Consider the following 19,301-nt stretch of genomic DNA (forward strand, 5'->3'; position numbering starts at 1 on the left):
GGATTGAGGAGGAGATCAGGTATGAAATTTACAGAAGGTTACTGGGAAAAGAATGAGCGGGCAAATGCACAGTATGCGGCACAGGCATTTGCTGTGGAAGAAATCGAAAATGGAATGCGTGTGACGGCGCCTCTCCGTGTGATCAGCGATCGTTCCGGGGCATTGGATGTGGGAACGATCACGACAGAGTTTACCGCGGTTAGGAAAGATATTATCAGTGTGCGGAGCTATCATTTTGAGGGCTATGAAAAACGGGAACCAAGATTTGAACTGAACAGGGAGATGCAGGATGTTTCGGTGGAAATCACGGAAGACGAAGCGGTCATGACTGCGGGAAGGATGACGGTGCGTGTAAACCGTCAGGATTTCCTGATTTCCTTTGAAGCGGATGGAAAACTTCTGACTTCCTGCGGATTCCATAATCTCGGATATATGCAGTATGACCGGAAACATCTGACTAAGTTTCCAGAGGAAAATTATATGGCCGCGGATTATCAGCCATACATGATGACAGAATTGTCTTTAGCACCGGGGGAATGTGTGTATGGTCTGGGAGAACGTTTTACTGCCTTTGTAAAAAACGGGCAGGTAGTTGACTGCTGGAACGAAGACGGAGGAACGGCGTCACAGATCGCCTACAAGAATATCCCGTTTTATGTGACGAACAAACATTACGGAGTCTTTGCGGACCACAGTGACCATGTGTCATTCGAGGTGGCGAGTGAAAAGGTGGAGGCCGTCGGATTTTCCGTAAAGGGGGAAGAAATACGCTACAACCTTATTTACGGGGATGATATCAAGGATGTACTGGTTCATTACACAGATTTGACCGGAAAGCCTGCGCTCCCCCCGGCCTGGTCCTTCGGGTTATGGCTGTCCACTTCCTTTACGACAAGCTATGATGAGGAGACGGTCAGCTCTTTCATACAGGGGATGGAGGACCGGGACCTTCCGTTGGATGTTTTTCATTTCGACTGTTTCTGGATGAAGGAATTCCACTGGTGCGATTTTGAGTGGGACAGCAGAATTTTCCCGGATGTAGAAGGTATGCTGAAACGGTATAAGGAAAAGGGACTGAAGATCTGTGTGTGGATTAATCCGTATATTGCCCAGGGGACGAAGTTTTTCCGGGAGGGACTAAAAAACGGTTATCTCCTGAAACGCGCTGATGGAAAAGGAATACGGCAGGTGGACAACTGGCAGCCGGGTATGGGGCTTGTGGACTTTACGAACCCGGAGGCGGTGAAGTGGTACACCGCAAAATTAAAAAAACTGCTGGATATGGGAGTCGACTGTTTCAAGACTGATTTCGGTGAGCGGATCCCGGTGGATGTGGAATATTTTGACGGTTCCGATCCGTGGGGTATGCATAATTATTATACAAACCTGTACAATACAGAGGTTTTTGAACTTCTGAAGAAGGAAAAAGGAGAAGGTGAGGCAGTTCTTTTTGCCAGAAGCGCAACAGCGGGCGGACAACAGTTCCCGGTTCACTGGGGCGGGGATTGTTCAGCGACCTATCAGTCAATGGCGGAAAGCCTGAGGGGCGGATTGTCATTTACCCTGTCAGGATTCTCCTTCTGGAGCCATGATATCGGAGGGTTTGAGCTGACAGCGAGCCCGGACGTGTACAAGAGATGGCTCCAGTTCGGCCTGCTGTCCACCCACAGCCGCCTGCATGGTTCCAAGAGTTACAGGGTACCGTGGCTGTTTGATGACGAGGCAGTCGAGGTATGCCGCAGGTTTACAAAACTGAAACTAAGACTGATGCCTTATATTTATCAGATGGCCGTCCTTTCCCACCAGTCAGGAATCCCGTCCATGAGGGCAATGGTTATGGAATTTGAAAACGATCCGGCGGTAAAATATCTGGATATGCAGTACATGCTCGGAGACAGCATCCTTGTGGCGCCTGTATTCTCATCAGATGGAAGTGTTGAGTATTACCTGCCGAAAGGAACGTGGACGCACCTGCTTACGGGAGAGACGAAGGAAGGCGGGGCATGGTACAAGGAGACCTATGATTTCCTGTCACTGCCGCTGTTTGTCAGGGAGAATACGCTCCTGCCTGTCGGGGCAAATGAGCAGACGGCGGATTATGAGTTCGCGAAAAATGTGCAGATTCAGGTGTTTGAACTGCAGGAGGAAAAAGAAGCAGTCTGCCATGTTCCTGACCGGGAGGGCAGGACAAGCCTTACAGTAAGCGGAACCAGAACCGGAAACAGAATCATACTTAAAACGTCTAAAGTGGAGGAGATGTCATATCTGCTCAGAAATATGAAGGAAGTGAAACAGGTGAGCGGGGCGGAAATCAAAGAAATCACCGAACAGGGAGTGATTCTGATTCCTGCGGCACACGAAGTGACGATAGAATTGTGATGACATATTAAGAGGGCTTTCTGCAGATGAACAATATCCATCTGCAGAAAGCCCGAAACTTTTTAGAAAAAACTTTACATTCTCCCAGCACGCCGTATAATGGTGGAGGAATAAAATAAACGGAGCAGTTAATTCTTAATATATTTATTACGGGCGGGAGGTATGACAGATGATGAAATGTAAGGCTGGCCGGCAGATGTCGGAATCTATGGTGCTAGCGGTATTCCTGACGCTGGCCGGGGGTTTTCAGGATGCGTATTCTTATAATTGCAGGGGAAAAGTCTTTGCGAATGCACAGACCGGGAATATTGTACTGCTGGGGCAGAACCTGGCACAGGGAAATTACGGGACAGCGCTCCACTACCTGATGCCGCTGGCAGCATTTATCGGCGGGGTATATGTAACAGAATGGGTGCATCATTTATATAAAGAGCATCAGAAAATACACTGGCGGCAGATAGTACTGCTTGTCGAGGTGGTATTGTTGGTCATAGTGGGACTCCTGCCGCATTCGATGGATGTACTGGCAAATGTGCTGATGTCCTTTGCGTGCGCCATGCAGGTCAACAGCTTCCGCAAGTTTAGGGGAATTCCGTGTGCGACAACTATGTGCATCGGAAATATGAGGAGTGCGACGGAAATGCTTTGCAGGTACCATATCACGAAGGATAAGGAATTAAGAAGAAAAAGCTTGCATTATTATTTTGTGATTTTGGTTTTCGCTGTCGGAGCGGCGGTTGGGGCAGTGATGAGCATTCATATTGGACTGCGTGTCATCTGGATTGCGGCGGCGCTGCTGTTTGTCGGATTTGTACTGATGTTTATCAAAGAAGATATAGGAAAAAGATCTTAAAATGACTGATAACCGGGTTGTTTCAGAATGAATGTGGGCGGAAATGTGAGTGTGTACATTTCCGCCCTGTCTTTCATTAGGAATGGATAATCTGTTTGATCCATCTATATGATCCTGATCTTGTATTTTTCCAGCCAGTAATTTACCTGAAGCATATAGGCCAGCATCTGGGGCCCGGCCATCAGCTGTCCGTACCAGGGTTTCCCGTAGTCGGACGGACTGTTCAAGAATGCGTGGACTTTTTTTGTATCCAGCAGGGTTCGGACCGGGGCGCTTGCATCCGCGAGTACTTCTTTCAGCTGATCTCCGAGCAGCTTTTCATATGTGGGGTCGTAAGTTTTGGGATAAGGACTCTTCCTGCGCCACAGGATTTCTTTCGGCAGCAGACCCTCACCGGCGTGCCTTAGCAGTCCTTTCACGATTCCGTCCGGGCACTTCATTTCCCACGGGACGCTGAAGATGTATTCCACGATCCGGTGATCAGCCAGAGGGACTCTTGCCTCCAGACCGTTATACATACTGGTGCGGTCCATCCGGTCCAGCAGGGTCACCATGAACCAGCGCAGATTCAGGTATGCAATCTCCCGACGCCGTTTTTCTTCTGGTGTATCTCCGGCGAGAAGGGGAGTTTCGTGAATCGTCTTTTCATAAGCGGCACGTGCATAATCTTCCATATGCAGTTCATGGATGACGCTTTCATCCAAAAGCGCCTGCCGTGGCTGCATACTCATGGACCACGGGAACGCGTCCGTCCGGAAGGCCTCTTCACTGTGGAACCAGGGATATCCCCCGAAGATTTCGTCTGCACATTCCCCTGTCAAGGTTACCTTGTTATATTCTTTCACCTGAGAACAGAAATACAGCATAGAAGATTCTACATCCGCCATGCAGGGCAGGTCTCTGGCATCAACTGCCTTAAAGAGACAGTCCAGCTGATCCTGATTGCTGCACTCAAGAAAACGGTGGTTTGTTCCGGCAAACTGGACCATCTGCTCCACAAAAGGGCGGTCCTGACTCGGCTGGAAGGAGTTGGATTTGAAGTATTTGTTATTATCTGTGAAGTCAAAAGAAAAGGTGTTCAATACTTTTCCCTGCTTTTTCAGCTCCTTTGCACAAATTGCAGTAACAAGACTGCTGTCCACTCCGCCTGAGAGGAATGTGCTGATCGGAATATCAGAAAGCATTTGCTTTTTCACGGCATCTTCCACCAGCCATGCGGTCTTTTCGACTGTTTTTTCAAGAGAGTCCTCATGGGGATGACTCTCCAGTTTCCAGTAAAAGTCTTCTGTACAGGAGGTCCTGTCAAAGGTGATACATTGGCCGGGCAGAACTTCCAGAACATCTTTAAAAACACCTTTCCCGTAAGATTTTGCCGGACCGAGGGCAAAGATTTCACACAGTCCGTCTCTGTCAAGAACCGGCTCTACCCCCGGATAGGCAAACAGCCCCTTTATCTCAGATGAAAATACGAGAGTCTCGCCGGTCATCGTATAAAACAGCGGCTTAATACCGAGCCGGTCCCGGAAGAGAAATAGTTCTTCCGACGCAGAATCCCATAAGGCGATTGCAAAAATTCCGTTTAACTTTTTGATGTAATCCCTGCCATGCAGCATATAACCTTCCAGAATCACTTCCGTATCGCTTGTCGTCCGGAACTTCACCCCTTCCAGCAGCAGTTCTGTTTTCAGTTCATCCATGTTATAGATTTCACCGTTGAAAACAATCGCACACTCCCTGCCGTGCCGCTCTTTTACAAGCGGCTGGTGTCCGGTCACCAGATCAATGATTTCCAGACGGACATGTGCAAGGCCACAGATGGGGCTCAAATAAGTACCTTCATCATCCGGCCCCCTTTGTTTCTGCGCATGATTCATACCGTTCAAGATGCCGAGCCACTTCGTTTCTTCTGTCTTATAATCCCTGTAGGGATTAAAAAATCCAGCAATTCCGCACATTTTTTCTTCTCCTTTTTCATACTTTGTAATGCAGCGATGCTGCAATCCGCCCGAAGGGCGTGAGTTACGGGATGCCCTTTTGGGTATACTTTATATTGCAGCTGTGCTGCAATCTGCCCGGAGGGACTGGGGTACGGGATGTGCCCTCCGGGGAATATTTACTGGATGACCGGCTGATACTGCCTTCCTTCTAAAGCAGCCTCAATAGAAGGAATTAGAAGCTCTGTATGCGCGATCATGGAATTCGGCTTTTTCTTCGGATTATCCTGACCAAATGGGATAAAATATATATTTTTAGCATTCATCAGAAGGCCGATATTTTTCATATTCATTCCAAGGGCATCGTTTGTTGAGACGGAAATCAGAAGAGGCTTGTTGTTCCGCAGATGAGCCTTTGCAGCCATCAGTGCGGGAGTATCGGTGATCCCGTTGGCAAGCTTTGCCAGGGTGTTTCCGGTGCAGGGGAAGAGAACAAGAATATCCAGCAGGCTTCCGGGGCCAATCGGTTCAGCCTGTGATATAGTCAGCATCGGTTTTACACCCGTGATTTCCTCCGCCTTTTCGATGAAGGTTTCCGCCCTTCCGAAACGGCTGTCGATGCTTCCTGCTGCATCGGAAAAAATCGTCTGTACGAGGGCACCTTCATCCACCAGTTTCTGTAGTTCTGTAAATGCTTTTTCGTAGGTACAGAAGGAACCTGTAAAGGCTACTCCAATCGTTTTTCCTTTTAAAGACAATTTGCATCACTCCTTATTCATTATTTGAAAGCATTGCAGCTTCGATGACTCTTTTTACCGCTTTGGCCGAAGATGAGGGGGCGTATTTTCCGGGAAGCCCCGGACATAACACGGCGTTTCGTCCCAAATGCCGGGCTTCTGCGTAATCTACTCCGCCGGGAGCAGAGGCAATATCAATGATTGTTACGGAAGACTTCATATGATTCAAAATTTCTGCGGTCAGTACCTTTGCCGGAATTGTATTGAATATAAAATCAAATTCCCCCGCACATGCCGCAAATTCTTCCAGACTTCCGGTCCGGTCACTAACCGTTCCCGCGAGTGCTCGTTCCTTCGGCTGGTCGGAACTGGCATATACATAGCAAAACATGCCCCGCAGATAAGAAACAAGCGTACTTCCGCATTTCCCATAACCGAGCACGGCACACTGGCTGCGGTGAAGATTCTGCGGGCTCCTCTGAATGGCTTCGCAGATGGCACCTTCTGCCGTGGCGATCGTATTATAAACCGCAAGAGATTCATCCTGCATAAGGTCATGTACAGAAACTCCCGCCTTGCGGACCGTATCCCTAAATTCCCCGGAAATACAGCCGGCAAAAAATGTCTGGCCTTCTTTGAGTAAACCCAGCAGGGAAGAAAGCGTAAGGTCTTTATCCAGAGCGTTCTGATTCAGATGGACGCCGTTTTTACTGAAAGGAATCGGACAGATAATACAGTCGGAGGAGCTTATTGCTTCTTCAAGAGATGAGGCCGGGGCAACATAAGAAGCGTCTGAGCATCTGCCTTCATCCGGCGCAGCCATCAGGGAATAGTAAATGACGCGGTTCTGATGGTGTGCCAGCTCTTCAGCCAGATATACCTGCCGCATATCTCCGCCAATGACCGCGTAATCGTATTGTGGATACTCCATTGTGAAACTCCTGACAAAATACAATTTTATTTATTATATGCAGAGAATAAAATATGTGATATTTCTATTTCATGGATGGAAAAACATAGAGTGTTCAGTTATAATAGAAGAAGATTCGCAATTGTTCATAGTAATGAACAGATGTGAGGATTATAAATGATCGAACGAAAGAGAGGAAAACAAATGAAACAGGACATGATAGTTATTCTGGACCTGGGGAGTACGAATAACACAGTGCTTGCCCGTGAAATCCGCGATCTTGGCGTATACAGCGAGATTCACCCTCACGACATCACCGTGGAAGAACTGAATGCATTGGATAATGTCAAAGGAATCATTTTAAACGGTGGAGAAAACCGTGTTGTAGACGGACAGGCAGTCGAGGTCAATCCGGCAGTTTATGACTGCGGATATCCGATCATTTCCGTAGATTATCCGGGATCAAAGTGTGAAAAACAATACACGGAACTGCCGGATACGGATACATTAAAGTCCTTTGTATTCGATGAGTGCAAAGCAGAAGCTAACTGGAACATGAAGAATTTCGTCGAGGACCAGACCGAGCTGATCAAACGTCAGGTCGGAGACCGTAAAGTATTGCTTGCCCTTTCAGGCGGTGTAGATTCATCCGTAGTCGCTGCACTTCTGTTGAAAGCGATCGGCCAGCAGTTAGTGTGCGTTCATGTCAATCATGGCCTGATGCGTAAAAATGAATCAGAAAGTGTTGTAGAGGTATTCAAGAACCAGCTGCACGCGAACCTGATCTATGTAGATGCCACAGAACGTTTCCTCGGCAAACTGGAAAACGTTGCAGACCCGGAGGAAAAACGTAAAATTATCGGTGGAGAATTCATCCGTGTATTCGAGGAAGAAGCACGCAAACTGGACGGGATCGACTTCCTTGGACAGGGGACGATTTACCCCGATATTATTGAAAGCGGAACAAAGACAGCTAAAATGGTGAAGTCTCATCATAATGTAGGCGGTCTGCCGGAAGACCTGCAGTTCGAACTGGTTGAGCCTCTGAAGCAACTATTCAAAGATGAAGTGCGTGCATGCGGAATCGAACTCGGACTGCCGCCACACATGGTATACCGCCAGCCATTTCCAGGGCCGGGATTAGGTGTACGCTGCCTCGGAGCGATCACCAGAGACAGACTGGAAGCTGTCAGAGAATCCGATGCGATTCTGCGAGAAGAATTCGAGAAAGCAGGACTGGATAAAAAAGTATGGCAGTATTTCACAGTAGTGCCGGACTTCAAATCAGTCGGAATGAAAAACCATGAGAGATGCTTTGAATACATGGTCATCCTGAGGGCAATCAATACAGTAGATGCAATGACAGCCACCATCGAAAAGGTAGACTGGGAAGTGTTGGAGAAGATAACCGGAAGGATACTGGCAGAGGTGGAGAATGTCAATAGAGTGTGCTATGATATGTCACCGAAGCCGCCGGCGACGATAGAATTCGAGTGATAAAGCAGCTCTTAGAAAGCCAGTGTTTATGCAGGTTGCAAGCAAATTTGTTTAGTACGTGGCAACGATTTGGCAACACTTGTGTTATCACCGGCTGAATAAAATACTTCAATAACATAGAAAAACCTTACTGATTTTCAGAAATGAAGCTGAAAGTCGGTAAGGTTTTTTTCGTAAATATTGTTTTTTATTATGATTGGAAGAATATTATATTAGCTTATTTGATAAAGACTCAAGTGAGGCGGATATTTTTTTTAGTGCTGAAAGTTCATCCTTGATTTCAGATCTTGTGGTAAGAACCCTATCTAAAAAATCAATATCAATAGAATATTTTTCGGATATGTTTTTCTTACAGGTTTGATAGCAGATTTCTATTTCAAATTTCTTATCAGGATAATTCCTGAAGTCAAAAATTGAGCTAATATGTTGTTGAGGTGCTAAAAATACATTTTGAATATTTGCTATATTAAATTCATCAATATCTGTTTGACCAGCTTTTCCCCAATCTAAAGAGGGGGTGATTTTTAATGAAAGTAATTTTGCAGGTGAATTTCCAAAGTTTTTTATTATTAATGAATGTAAAAAATCCACTTGGTTTTTCTCGATATAAAAAATAAGATTGCCTCTGTTTTGCTCAAAATATTGAATCCGTTGCTCTGTTAGTTGTTTTTTCATCTCTTTAAGATTTTGGTAAGTAAAATATATAGCAACTATCGAGCCAATAAATGTGGCAAGCGTTAAGATTGTGCCTATAAACTGGAATAAGGTAGAGTGCCATTCTGCAGATGTCATATTAGTCCTCCTTTAATGTTAATGAAATATGCAACAGTACAAATATAGGCTACAGCCTATGTTTGTATGGCAAGATTTTTTGTGACTAATTTTTCTTTTTGTTTTCCTTTTCAAATTCTTCTACGAGCATATCACTAAGTTCCTGAGAAGAAAGATGCACCCAATGCTGTGAGGCATCAAATTTGGGGTAGTTATAACGCCATTGGCCATATTCTTCTTTTGTGATTTCACCACGTTCTAGTTTGGCGGCTTCTTGCTGCCATGCACGGAACATATCAAACATGGATGTGAAGGTTGAATAGTCCGATTTATCCAGTCGGAGGCAAGGTTCACCGTCAACCTCGCTGATTTTCAGACCGTACATATCTTCAAGAGCAAATAGTGTGTGCATAAGGCCGATGTAAGAATCAATATCCGGCACAGTGAGTGCGTTGGAACTGATATCAAAAACCAGTGCCATTTTTTCTACAAGGTCGCTTTTGGGAACTCTGGCTTCTGATTCGTACTGTGCCATACGGACGTCAGAGGTTTTCCCGAGGAAGCCGAGGATTTCACCTAACTGTTTTTGCGTCATGCCCTTACGGTTGCGAAAGAACTTGATACGTTTGCCGATTGCCATAATAAAACCTCCGATACTAAACAAATTTGTTGAATTTAGTGTAACACAGAGAAATAGAAATAGCAAGAAAAACTTAAATAAAAAAAGTTAGTATTTTTTTGAAAACCGCTTGACTTAACGGAATTTATTTAGTATCATAAACACGGAACTTAAACAAAAAGAGTTAAACGGAGAGGGGTGGATAATGAGATGACAGAAAAATCATTTTTGACTGTGGAAGAAGTGGCAGCGGAATTGCGGGTGTCAAAGTCGAAAGCCTATCAGATTGTGCGGGAAATGAACGCAGAATTACAGAAACAGAAATATTTGACGGTGGCCGGTCGTGTGAATGCTGCATTTTTTCATAAAAAGATGTGTTACAGCGATTAAGCGGAAAGGAGATGATCTGAATGGTTGTATACAAAGACAATGCTACGGGAATCTGGCGGGTAATCTATTGCTTCACGAATTGGAAAGGGGAGCGGAAGCAGACACAGAAGCGAGGATTTGCTACAAAGCGGGAGGCGCTAGTCTGGGAGCATGAAGCGATGCTGAAACAGGGCGCAAAGCTGGATATGACTTTCGCCAGTTTCTTTGAGGTTTACGAAGCTGACAAGAAGCAGCGTGTCAAGGAAAGCACATGGGAATCCAAAAGCCATGTGATACGCACAAAGATTTTACCGTATTTCGGGAATCGGAAGATAGCGGAGATTGAAGCGAAGGATGTCATTGCATGGCAGAATGAACTTATGGCGTACCATGACGAGAAAGGAAAGTCCTATCCGGCGGATTATCTGAAAACTATACACGCTCAGCTTACAGCAATTTTCAACCACGCTGTGAACTTTTACAACCTGCCTTACAATCCGGCAAGACAGGCGGGCACAATGGGAAACGAGATTCCTAAGGAAATGGATTTCTGGACAAAAGAAGAATATCTGAAATTTTCAGAAGCCATGATGGATAAGCCCCGTTCCTACTATGCTTTCGAAATGCTCTACTGGTTTGGCATGGCAAAGGCAGATTACGGAGAAATCCTTGGATAATTAACCTTTCAGCGGTTATCGGAGAGAACTATTGCTGCAGGGGATATAGAAATCACGGATACGGCGAACAGACACAGTATATTGGCTTTATTGGACTTGAGGACGACGTAGAGATATGCGTTGCAGTTTTCAAATATGCGGTGGATTGCATACTTTCGGAGATTAAGCGAATTAAGAAAGAGAAGGAGAATGCATAACCGGGAAGCACGATGACAGGGGGAGGGGTGATTAAAGTCCTCTGAGCTGCCATGAAGAGAATTCCTGCCAGCTAGTCAAGAGCGTCGTAGTTGTTCAGTTTGCTCTTAACTAGCTGGTGGGGATTTGCTAGTTTTGCTTTACAGTAAAATGACGGAGAGATATAATGAAACTAATTACTTTATGGCTAGATATGGGAGGGCGACATGAAAAAGTCTTTAGGTATAATTTGTATTTTAATTATTGTGTTTTCTTTGAGTGCATGTGGAAAATCATCATTTGATGGTAGCAGAACAGGGAATGATAGCCAGTTTGTTATGGAGTATAAAATTTTCAATACTACGGATGGGCAATCCTTGCTCTTGGAATCAGGAGACATGATTAGGGCGGAAGTTGTAGTTGACGGTGGAAAATTGTCAATAAAAATTCAAAAAGATAGCGATACGCCAATTTATGAAAGTGAGAACATAGTAACCTCTGAAAATTTTGATGTTGAGGTTCAAGAGAGTGGCACATATAAGATTACAGTTACGGGGGAAGAAGCGAAAGGCAGTGTAAGCTTTGAGAAAGTCGCTGGAGAGAAAGACGCACAGAAAGAAGTGCAACAAGAAGTAAATGAAAGAACGATTGATTTAAGCGAAGCATTTCAGAGTGTTAATGGCTGTGTTGTGATTTACTCGCCAGCGCAAGAACAATATTCATTTTTTAATGAGGAGATGTGTAGACAAGAAGAATCGCCATATTCTACTTTTAAAATCGTTTCAGCCTTATCAGGATTGCAAAATGGTGTTATTGTTGATGAATCATCTACAATGGGGTATGACGGAACAGATTATGGGAATTTAGAATGGAACGGAGATTTAACTTTAAAAGAAGCCTTTCAAAAGTCTTGTATATGGTATTTTCGGGAGGTAATAGATTCTGTTGGTAAAAGTGAGCTACAAGAGGAAATAAATAATTTGCAGTATGGTAATTGCGATATTTCAGAATGGGATGGCAGTAATATCAATCCAATGAAAAATTTAAACGGTTTTTGGCTGGATTCTTCGCTGAAAATTTCGCCTTTGGAACAGGTAAAAGTTTTAGAAAAGATTTTTGAGGGACAGAGTAATTATGATAGTAGTAATGTAGAGATTTTAAAAAGCATTATGTTGTTGGACGAAAGTGATACGCAGAAAATTTATGGTAAGACCGGAACAGGGGCAAACGGAGAAGCATGGTTTGTTGGATTTTCGGAATTGAGTGGAGAACGAAAATATTTTGCGATATATTTGGAGGATAGTACGCAAAGGGAACAGATTTCTGGTGAAAAAGCTAAAGAAATAGCTCTGCAGATTATGAAATAAAATAATATTGTAAGATATAACAGAACCTTACTGATCTTTAGATGAAAAAACTAGAGGTCAGCAAGGTTTTTGTTTGCCTTAAAAGGTGTGAAGTGGAAATAAAACACAAATAAAGTTTGCGTTTTGAGAATAAAAATGCGTTTAAATAGATATAATTAATATAAAATGAAAAAAATTATTGCGTTTTGCGGTGAAAGGTGGTATGATATGGGTACACTACAAAAGGAAGGGTGCATTGTTATGAAAATACAAGCAGTTTTGATAGATGGGTTTAAGAATCTTTCAAATGTAAAAATTGGGTTTGATAACATTACAGCATTAGTAGCATTGAACAATTTTGGCAAATCGAATGTACTAGCTGCGATTGATTTTGGATTGGCATTTATTAAAGCTACAATGGAAGATAAGGCTGATATGATGGCCAATTCAAATTTAATACCAATTAATAGTCATATGTTTGGTAGAAATTATAAATTTGAAATGGAAATGTTGACTGAACTGGATGCTATAGAATATCGTGTGCTTTATGGCTATGAGTTTGCTTGGAAATGCGATGAAAGTGCGGAACCTTATATCGTATCGGAGTATTTGAAAATTAGACCGGAAGATAAAGGGCAAAAGTATACGCAGTTAATTAATAGAGATGCTCAAAAGGCATTATACAAAAGTTCAGAAACTGGTAGATGTTCGTCGAAAATAAATGTTGAATTAGCAGAACTTGTGGTAAATAAGCTTCGAGCATATGATGAAATTTTTTATGCTGAAATTATAAAAAAGATGAATAGCATGAGATTTTACATGGAGAATAATCTGGATGCAAAAAGTTTTTATCAGCCAGATCCAATTATCCGTAAAGGATTAGAAGATATGGCTGTTGATGCGGAAAGTCTTCCACGTGTAATATATCAATTACAAGAGAAAAATCCAAATAAATTTGCCTTGCTGAAAGAAGTATATAAAGATTTGTTCCCGAATGTAGAGGATATTATTGTAAAACAATATAAATTTAATGGTGGAGATAGTGAAAAATTACCAGATGATGCTCCATTTATAATAGCAAATGCAATACACGTCCTATTTGTTAAAGATAAAAATTTGATGCATCCAATTGATTTTGCGATGATGTCAGATGGTGCAAAAAGAGTATTTATGATTTTGGCGAGAATTATTTTGGCAAATGAGGGAAATGTGTCTTTGATCGCAATCGAGGAACCGGAAAATTCGGTACATCCAAGCTTATTTCAGGCCTATATTCAAATAATTAGCCAGTTGTTGGATGATTGTAAGATAATCATAACAAGTCATTCTCCGTATGTCGTGAGTTATTTAGATCCCTCTTGGATACATGTGGGTGTAAGTAGACAATCGGGAATTGCCGGATTTTATACATTGAAAAAAGCAGGGCAACGATTATTGCAACAAGATGCTACTGACTTTAAGATGAGTATAGGGGATTATCTGTTCTCAATGTTAGCTGATGAAGAGAGTAATTGGGAAGATTATCTGGAGTGTGATGTACATGAATAAATGTCTTGTGCTGTTTGTTGAAGGAGATACCGAGGTTGAGTTTTATAAACGTGTAATAGCGAACGCCAGACAAAAAAGGGTAGATGGAAGACTTGATATTAGTATCGAATGTAAAAATGTTAAAGGCATTGGTGGATTTAAAAATATTGCTTTGCGTAAGTTTATGAAAGAAATAAAGCCTAAGTATGGCGAGGAATGCGAATATAGTATTGCTTTATGTAGAGATACAGATGTTTTTGAATTATCTCCAAAGCCTCCTATAAAGTGGGATGAGGTAGAATATGCTTTTAATGAGAATGGGGTTCAAAAGATTATCCATATAGAAGCGAAGCACTCTATCGAAGATTGGTTTTTGCTTGATGTAGAGGGAATAATATCTTTTCTTCGTCTGCCAAAGAAAACAAAAATTTCTGGGGGAAATGGATACGATAGGTTGAAAAAGCTTTTTAAACAAGCAAACAAGATGTATTATAAGGGGGTGAAAAGCAATGGTATGGTTGAACGGCTGGATATTGATAAAATCGTACAAGGCGTACAGTCTGAGTTAAAATCTTTATACAAGGAACTTGGAATATATTAAAATAATAATAGAAAAGAAGGTGATAATGGCGGGATTACAAGCGAATGCGGCAACAAAAAAGCTGAAGCGGCAACTTCAGCTAGTTGTTAATGACCATACTGAACATTAGATAATTAACTATATCTACTTTATCATTAATCATTCGATATTACAATCCCTAAACTGCTGTTCGATAAAATGCTTAAAATAAATTCCAAAGTGGGTCATTCTTTGTTTATATAAATTTTCTCAAAATAATGTTTGTGGGTTTATTGTTTGTAACCTAAAATAAGATTAAATGATAAAGTGTTTCCCATATGGGAGAAAGGATATGTTATATGAAAAAACATGTATCAGATTATTGGAACAATGGGATAAAAGGGCATTCGAACTACGATTTTGTGGATGTGGTTGTGAATGATGATAATAAGTTGTTCATTGATCCGATGTTGCTAGAAATTGTGGACGGTGAATGGTCTAAGGAGGCAAATGCAACAGTTAAATCGTTTTTTGATGCCTTCTATAAATCCTACAGGAAAAAAGATACTATGAAAAAGAAAGCGCTATTATCACATGCTGGCGAACAAAACGGGACACGTCTTGGTTATGGATGTGGTAATAATGGAAAGGGCAATACGGTAAACGGGCTGCTTGAAATCTTTGCTCCTTTAGACCAACTGCTTCAAGAAATTTCTACTATGGAAAAAGCAGAAGACTTGCCCTTGTTGATTCCAGACTTTGCAGAGGATGGTTTGTCAGATTTATTGACGAATGTTCTCCATGATCAATTAAATAGATTTACACTACAGAAAATGGAGAAATATGGGGTGGAAAGTAATGCCTCGTTGCCGTTTTGGACATGGGATAGTATAGAAAAATGCTGGAAAGAAATAGAAAGACCGTCATACTGCATTAATGGTCAGGAGCTGCTTGTTGTGCCTAAGTATATTGTCAGGAAAAATTATTTATTTAGTACAGGACAATATTTTAATAGGATTATACTTGAGCGTATACGTGAAGAAGGAGGCTATATGAACGGTGATAAACTTATTCCTAAAAAGGATGTTGTAAAGGCAAAGCGTTTTTCTGGAGAACATTGGCAGTATGATGAATCCCTCTCTTATACCAAAAAGAATAATGACGCTTTGAATGAATATCATCAAAAACTGCCTCATTTTTATGCCGAGAATGGTTATTCTATGGAAAACGAAGAATTAGACGAGTTTATTTATGGGTATCCTATTGAGCAAACAGCATAGTAACAATTCAATTTGCTTAGATGGCGTGGCAACATTTTGGCAACAGAAAATCAGTAAGCCAGAATAAATGATGTAATTAAAGTAAAAAAAGACGTGTATCTATGCACAACTTAAACAAATATAGTTAATGGTGATAAAGGACACGCCGAGTTCGAATAGTGTAAAAAACCCGGAAGTCCAAACTGTGAACAGGACTTCCGGGATTGTACTTGCAATATTTAGAGTCCGTGTAATTATACCATTACCCAATCAACATAGTATTTTTTTCCCAGCTTCTTTGTCGCCTAAGAGTAAAAAATTAATTAATCTTATTGCCCATCAAGTTCTTCCACTTTTACTCCGGTGATACCGGTCAGTGTATACGTCCCGTCACTATTGACTTTTAGACTTCGATGTACTTTGGCAGAGGAAACTACCTGATCGGCATGAGTCCACCAGATAACTTTTATCACTTCCATACTTCCGCTTGGACGCGCGGAAGATTCATCGTTCTCAAATAATTTTAAAATCGCTTTTTTCAACTTCTCCGCATCCTCATCTGAGAAGTGTGTTTTTTCAGCAAGCTGCCTGTTAATGCTTCCGTAAGTAACATAAACACCTCTGCTGATACGGTGTTTTTGTCCAATTGTATCACCGGCTTTTTTAGATGGATTGCTTTCGTTGGTTTCGAGGTTGACGCTTTTTGTAATCTGCAGGCTTTCAACATTTACTGCATCAACACTGAATGCACTTTGAATACTTACAGGACCTCTTATTGCAATTGATACTCCTGTTTCTTTTTTACTTTTCCCTTTAAATGCCAGCACCTGACCAAATGCTCTGACATCCAACCATTCTTTGCAGGCAGTTTCGGCAATATCATCACTTGAGGCTTTCTTGCCAAGAGAGGCGATATTTTTATTGTTGTCAAATCTATCCTTAATGCTGCGCCAGCTATCGTTGCGGTAATCATCTGACTGTACTAATATGTTTTCTCCATCATCCATAAGCCTATTTCTAATTTTGCGTTTTAAGCAAACGTCACTTATTTCCCCAAATCCATCATAATTTACTCTGGGACGATTGCCATTCAGCGGGTCTCCGTTTGGATTCGCATTTTTCACCCCAATTATAATTGCAAAATCAATTTTCTTATTAATCATGTTCTGTCTCCTCCTCATTATTTTTGCTATTTATAAAGGCTCTGCGCTGCAGGGAATATCCCATAAGATATTTACCATTTAAAGGCTTGTCATTTTCATACTCACCCTTTTCAAAAAGAGACATAATTTCGTCAAGTTCCCTCTGATACACCTCATAGCTATTAAGCCGCTGAATATAAGGATTCAATTGATGATAAATAACTATCCAGGTGGTAAATGGCTTCGTGGCAAATGCCGACATATATCTTACTGCATTTGTAGGTCGTTTTTCATTTTCGCTGTTCTTGTCTTGTAAATATCTTGCATGGCTTTCAATCCTATCGGCAATTGCCAGCATTCTGCCATAGAGATAATCCCGGTCTTTTCGCGTTCTTTCAAGTTCCAAATCAAATACCTCCTTATTATCGAAATAAAACTTTCTAGCTATAGCGCATGTAGTATTTACTGCTGATTCCCATTTATAAAAATCCCAGCCACCATCAGCCTTGTTATAAGAAAACGGATTAGAAATACGATTTACTGCCGCGGTTAACCAAGCCTGACTGAACTTTTCTCCGTTTATGATAAAGCTTAATATACGTTCCCTTGACTGCTTTTTTATTTTGGAATAGCCTTCTCCTTTGGGTTCACCGTGTACGGCTGCGATTATACGATCGGCGTTTGGCGCAGATATATACGTTTTTCCCCGGCTTCTAAAATGCCAGCAACAGGATTCGTGCCAGTTTATAATGCGCTCAATATACTCGTTCTCCTTAAGTTCTTTGTAGAATGCCACTGCCATCCTACCCGTTGTTGCGGCATCTACAGCAATAACGGCAATTTGTCTGTTATCATTTTTAAGATTTTCAGAATTACCGTATCCTCTGATTGCTGAACTCAGCTTATTGGCATAATCCAGATCAATTTCGTTTTGTGCTTCTATTAATCTATCTCTTTCTGTCTTTATTGCATTTCCATATATGCCTAAACTATCTTCAAATAATCCTAACGGTACCTCTCCGCTGTCAATAGCCCATGCAATTATCGCTTGTGAATCACATCTATATGCTTGTGTGGCAATTAAATATTTCAGCATCGCATGTGCTTTTTGGCTCGATTCCATACTGATCATATTTGCGGGTTCGGATTTGCTGAATCTCCCCCGATATGTAAAATTTATATCATCGTTACAACTTACAAGCTTTGCATTACTGGTCGAAGTATTTATATTTTTCGGATGTTTGTTGGCAATCGGTAAAAACAGACCTGTAATATAGCACAATGCTGTTTCTTCCGATTTCTCTTGTTTTATATATGTTTGCCACGCTTCCGCAACTGTTTTATCTTCCCACAGATTTGGTACACTGTCTTCTGGCATTTCAACGGAAAATCGGATAAACAATTTATCGGATATTTTGATGTTACAACTTTGTAAATCCTCAATGAGCGTGTTTTTTATAATATATTTACGTACCGCTTCGACTTTTGGATGAAATCTGCTCCACCTGCTAAGCTGTAAAAGATATTTTTCACGCTTTTTTTCATCTGTTGAAAGATATGCAACTTCATCATGTAACGGGTGGGGAAAAATTCCTCCTCCTGAACGTGACTCTGAGTCCTCAGTACAGGGAATGGGAATCGTCAGCTTGCTTTGATCAGCATCACGGAACATCCCTTCGCTGTTAACTGTGATACACACATCTGAGTTGCTTTTTGTTGTATGATTCAACGGCAACAGAACGTTTCCTTTCTCATCGGGGATACCGGCAATCTCTGAAACACGATCATATGTATCGGCTAAATTTTTAAACCAACTCAATTTTAAAATTAACCCCCTCTTTAAAATCTTTATAAGAATATTGCTTGTCATATGTGCTGACAACACGACGAAGCCTGATTTTTCTGGGGTCCGTAAATTTTATTACTCCATTTTCCATCCTTTGATGACAAAGCCGAACTCCCAATTCATTTTTCCCCGTTTCATCTGGATAATCAAAGCCATGAAACATAATGCCAAAATCTAATTCACCATAATCGTCATAATCGCCTTCACCTTCACCAAAAACACATGGTTCCACATATGCCTGGCATTCGCGTGTTCCAAGAAACACATCACGCCGTCCTCCTCTCTCTATCCAACGCCTGGCACTACTATAATGTTTGTTTTCGTTACGGTCTGCCTCCAATTCTGGACGCTGTTCGTTCCACTCAAAATGCGCGGATACCTGATATTCCACATCCTTAAGATAAGTATAATAAGCCAGCTCGTTTCCGCCATTCATTTTTATAGGACGGACTCCTTTGCTTTCAGTTTGAATCCGTTTCATAACACGCACTTTATCAATGTACCAAATAAGTGTCGGCTTCCAATATACGCTTTCAACAATGCCTTTAACCGCTTGATAGGTCGGCGTCTGGTAGCTGAACTTTTCACCGCCAGGGCGAGTGACCGGATCGGAAAATAATGCATATTTCCCGTAAACCTTAAATTGTACAGTATTTCGTATTCCCATTTCGTTTCCTCCCTCAAAAATCACTAAACCGCTGA

Annotated in this window: 17 protein-coding genes and 1 pseudogene; 10 read left to right on the forward strand and 8 right to left on the reverse strand. The window is 41.9% G+C overall.

Translation table 11 applies throughout. The features are described from left to right. Positions 1-21: 21 nt before the first annotated feature. Positions 22-2,379, forward strand: a complete 2,358-nt coding sequence (gene yicI, locus A8806_RS05220; protein ID WP_109730119.1) for an alpha-xylosidase — start codon at positions 22-24, stop codon at positions 2,377-2,379. 169 nt (positions 2,380-2,548) lie between these two features. Continuing rightward, positions 2,549-3,232 carry a YoaK family protein gene (locus A8806_RS05225; RefSeq protein ID WP_109730120.1) on the forward strand — a complete coding sequence of 228 codons (684 nt, stop codon included), beginning with the start codon at positions 2,549-2,551 and terminating at the stop codon, positions 3,230-3,232. A 104-nt stretch (positions 3,233-3,336) separates the two neighbouring features. On the opposite strand, the gene asnB is transcribed toward A8806_RS05225, so the two are convergent. The 3 genes from asnB to A8806_RS05240 all read right to left on the reverse strand — a co-directional run bounded on the left by asnB (position 3,337) and on the right by A8806_RS05240 (position 6,834). Continuing rightward, positions 3,337-5,187 carry an asparagine synthase (glutamine-hydrolyzing) gene (gene asnB, locus A8806_RS05230; RefSeq protein ID WP_109730121.1) on the reverse strand — a complete coding sequence of 617 codons (1,851 nt, stop codon included), beginning with the start codon at positions 5,185-5,187 and terminating at the stop codon, positions 3,337-3,339. 158 nt (positions 5,188-5,345) lie between these two features. Continuing rightward, positions 5,346-5,924, reverse strand: coding sequence for a dipicolinate synthase subunit B (locus tag A8806_RS05235; RefSeq protein WP_109730122.1), 579 nt, complete (start codon positions 5,922-5,924; stop codon positions 5,346-5,348). 13 nt (positions 5,925-5,937) lie between these two features. Continuing rightward, positions 5,938-6,834 (reverse strand): dipicolinate synthase subunit DpsA, encoded by an 897-nt coding sequence (locus tag A8806_RS05240; RefSeq protein ID WP_109730123.1) that lies wholly within the window; start codon positions 6,832-6,834, stop codon positions 5,938-5,940. 183 nt (positions 6,835-7,017) lie between these two features. Here A8806_RS05240 and guaA point away from each other — a divergent pair, with 183 nt between their 5' ends. Then, a complete protein-coding gene (gene guaA / locus A8806_RS05245) occupies positions 7,018-8,310 on the forward strand; it encodes a glutamine-hydrolyzing GMP synthase (protein WP_109730124.1) in 1,293 nt (430 codons plus the stop codon). Between the two features lie 207 nt (positions 8,311-8,517). Here guaA and A8806_RS05250 read toward each other — a convergent pair whose 3' ends face one another. Both A8806_RS05250 and A8806_RS05255 read right to left on the reverse strand, forming a co-directional pair. Then, positions 8,518-9,102, reverse strand: a complete 585-nt coding sequence (locus A8806_RS05250; RefSeq protein ID WP_109730125.1) for a hypothetical protein — start codon at positions 9,100-9,102, stop codon at positions 8,518-8,520. A gap of 85 nt (positions 9,103-9,187) precedes the next feature. Next, positions 9,188-9,721, reverse strand: coding sequence for a helix-turn-helix domain-containing protein (locus tag A8806_RS05255; protein WP_109730126.1), 534 nt, complete (start codon positions 9,719-9,721; stop codon positions 9,188-9,190). Between the two features lie 189 nt (positions 9,722-9,910). Between A8806_RS05255 and A8806_RS05260 the strand changes: the two genes are divergently transcribed. The 7 genes and pseudogenes from A8806_RS05260 (at position 9,911) to A8806_RS05285 (ending at position 15,632) form a co-directional block, all read left to right on the forward strand. After that, positions 9,911-10,090, forward strand: coding sequence for a MerR family transcriptional regulator (locus A8806_RS05260; protein WP_109730127.1), 180 nt, complete (start codon positions 9,911-9,913; stop codon positions 10,088-10,090). Positions 10,091-10,110: 20 nt separating this feature from the next. Then, a pseudogene (locus tag A8806_RS05265) lies at positions 10,111-10,740 on the forward strand (tyrosine-type recombinase/integrase); the annotation flags it as partial. A 23-nt stretch (positions 10,741-10,763) separates the two neighbouring features. Continuing rightward, a complete protein-coding gene (locus tag A8806_RS27185; protein ID WP_425545543.1) occupies positions 10,764-10,943 on the forward strand; it encodes a DUF7168 domain-containing protein in 180 nt (59 codons plus the stop codon). A gap of 204 nt (positions 10,944-11,147) precedes the next feature. Continuing rightward, on the forward strand, positions 11,148-12,287 hold the full coding sequence (locus A8806_RS05270) for a penicillin-binding transpeptidase domain-containing protein (RefSeq protein ID WP_242995954.1): 1,140 nt from the start codon (positions 11,148-11,150) through the stop codon (positions 12,285-12,287). 207 nt (positions 12,288-12,494) lie between these two features. Further along, positions 12,495-13,814, forward strand: a complete 1,320-nt coding sequence (locus tag A8806_RS05275) for an AAA family ATPase (protein ID WP_109730128.1) — start codon at positions 12,495-12,497, stop codon at positions 13,812-13,814. Further along, positions 13,807-14,394: a hypothetical protein gene (locus A8806_RS05280; protein ID WP_109730129.1), complete on the forward strand. Its 588-nt coding sequence runs from the start codon at positions 13,807-13,809 to the stop codon at positions 14,392-14,394. Before A8806_RS05275 ends, A8806_RS05280 begins: the two co-directional genes overlap by 8 nt. 317 nt (positions 14,395-14,711) lie before the next feature. After that, complete coding sequence (locus A8806_RS05285) at positions 14,712-15,632, forward strand: hypothetical protein (protein ID WP_109730130.1); 921 nt, start codon at positions 14,712-14,714, stop codon at positions 15,630-15,632. A gap of 308 nt (positions 15,633-15,940) precedes the next feature. Here the strand turns inward: A8806_RS05285 and cas7c are convergent, their stop codons facing one another. Genes cas7c through cas5c form a run of 3 tightly spaced genes read right to left on the reverse strand, consistent with a single transcriptional unit; the run spans position 15,941 to position 19,266 of the window. Next, entirely contained in the window at positions 15,941-16,774 is an 834-nt protein-coding gene (gene cas7c, locus A8806_RS05290; protein ID WP_109730131.1) for a type I-C CRISPR-associated protein Cas7/Csd2, read from the reverse strand. Beyond that, on the reverse strand, positions 16,767-18,572 hold the full coding sequence (cas8c, locus tag A8806_RS05295; RefSeq protein ID WP_181368591.1) for a type I-C CRISPR-associated protein Cas8c/Csd1: 1,806 nt from the start codon (positions 18,570-18,572) through the stop codon (positions 16,767-16,769). The genes cas7c and cas8c overlap by 8 nt, the downstream gene beginning before the upstream one ends. Continuing rightward, a complete protein-coding gene (gene cas5c / locus A8806_RS05300) occupies positions 18,559-19,266 on the reverse strand; it encodes a type I-C CRISPR-associated protein Cas5c (protein WP_109730133.1) in 708 nt (235 codons plus the stop codon). Before cas5c ends, cas8c begins: the two co-directional genes overlap by 14 nt. Between the last annotated feature and the right edge of the window lie 35 nt (positions 19,267-19,301).

Origin of the sequence: Faecalicatena orotica (genome assembly GCF_003149245.1) — a bacterium.
Lineage (GTDB): Bacteria > Bacillota > Clostridia > Lachnospirales > Lachnospiraceae > Faecalicatena_A > Faecalicatena_A orotica.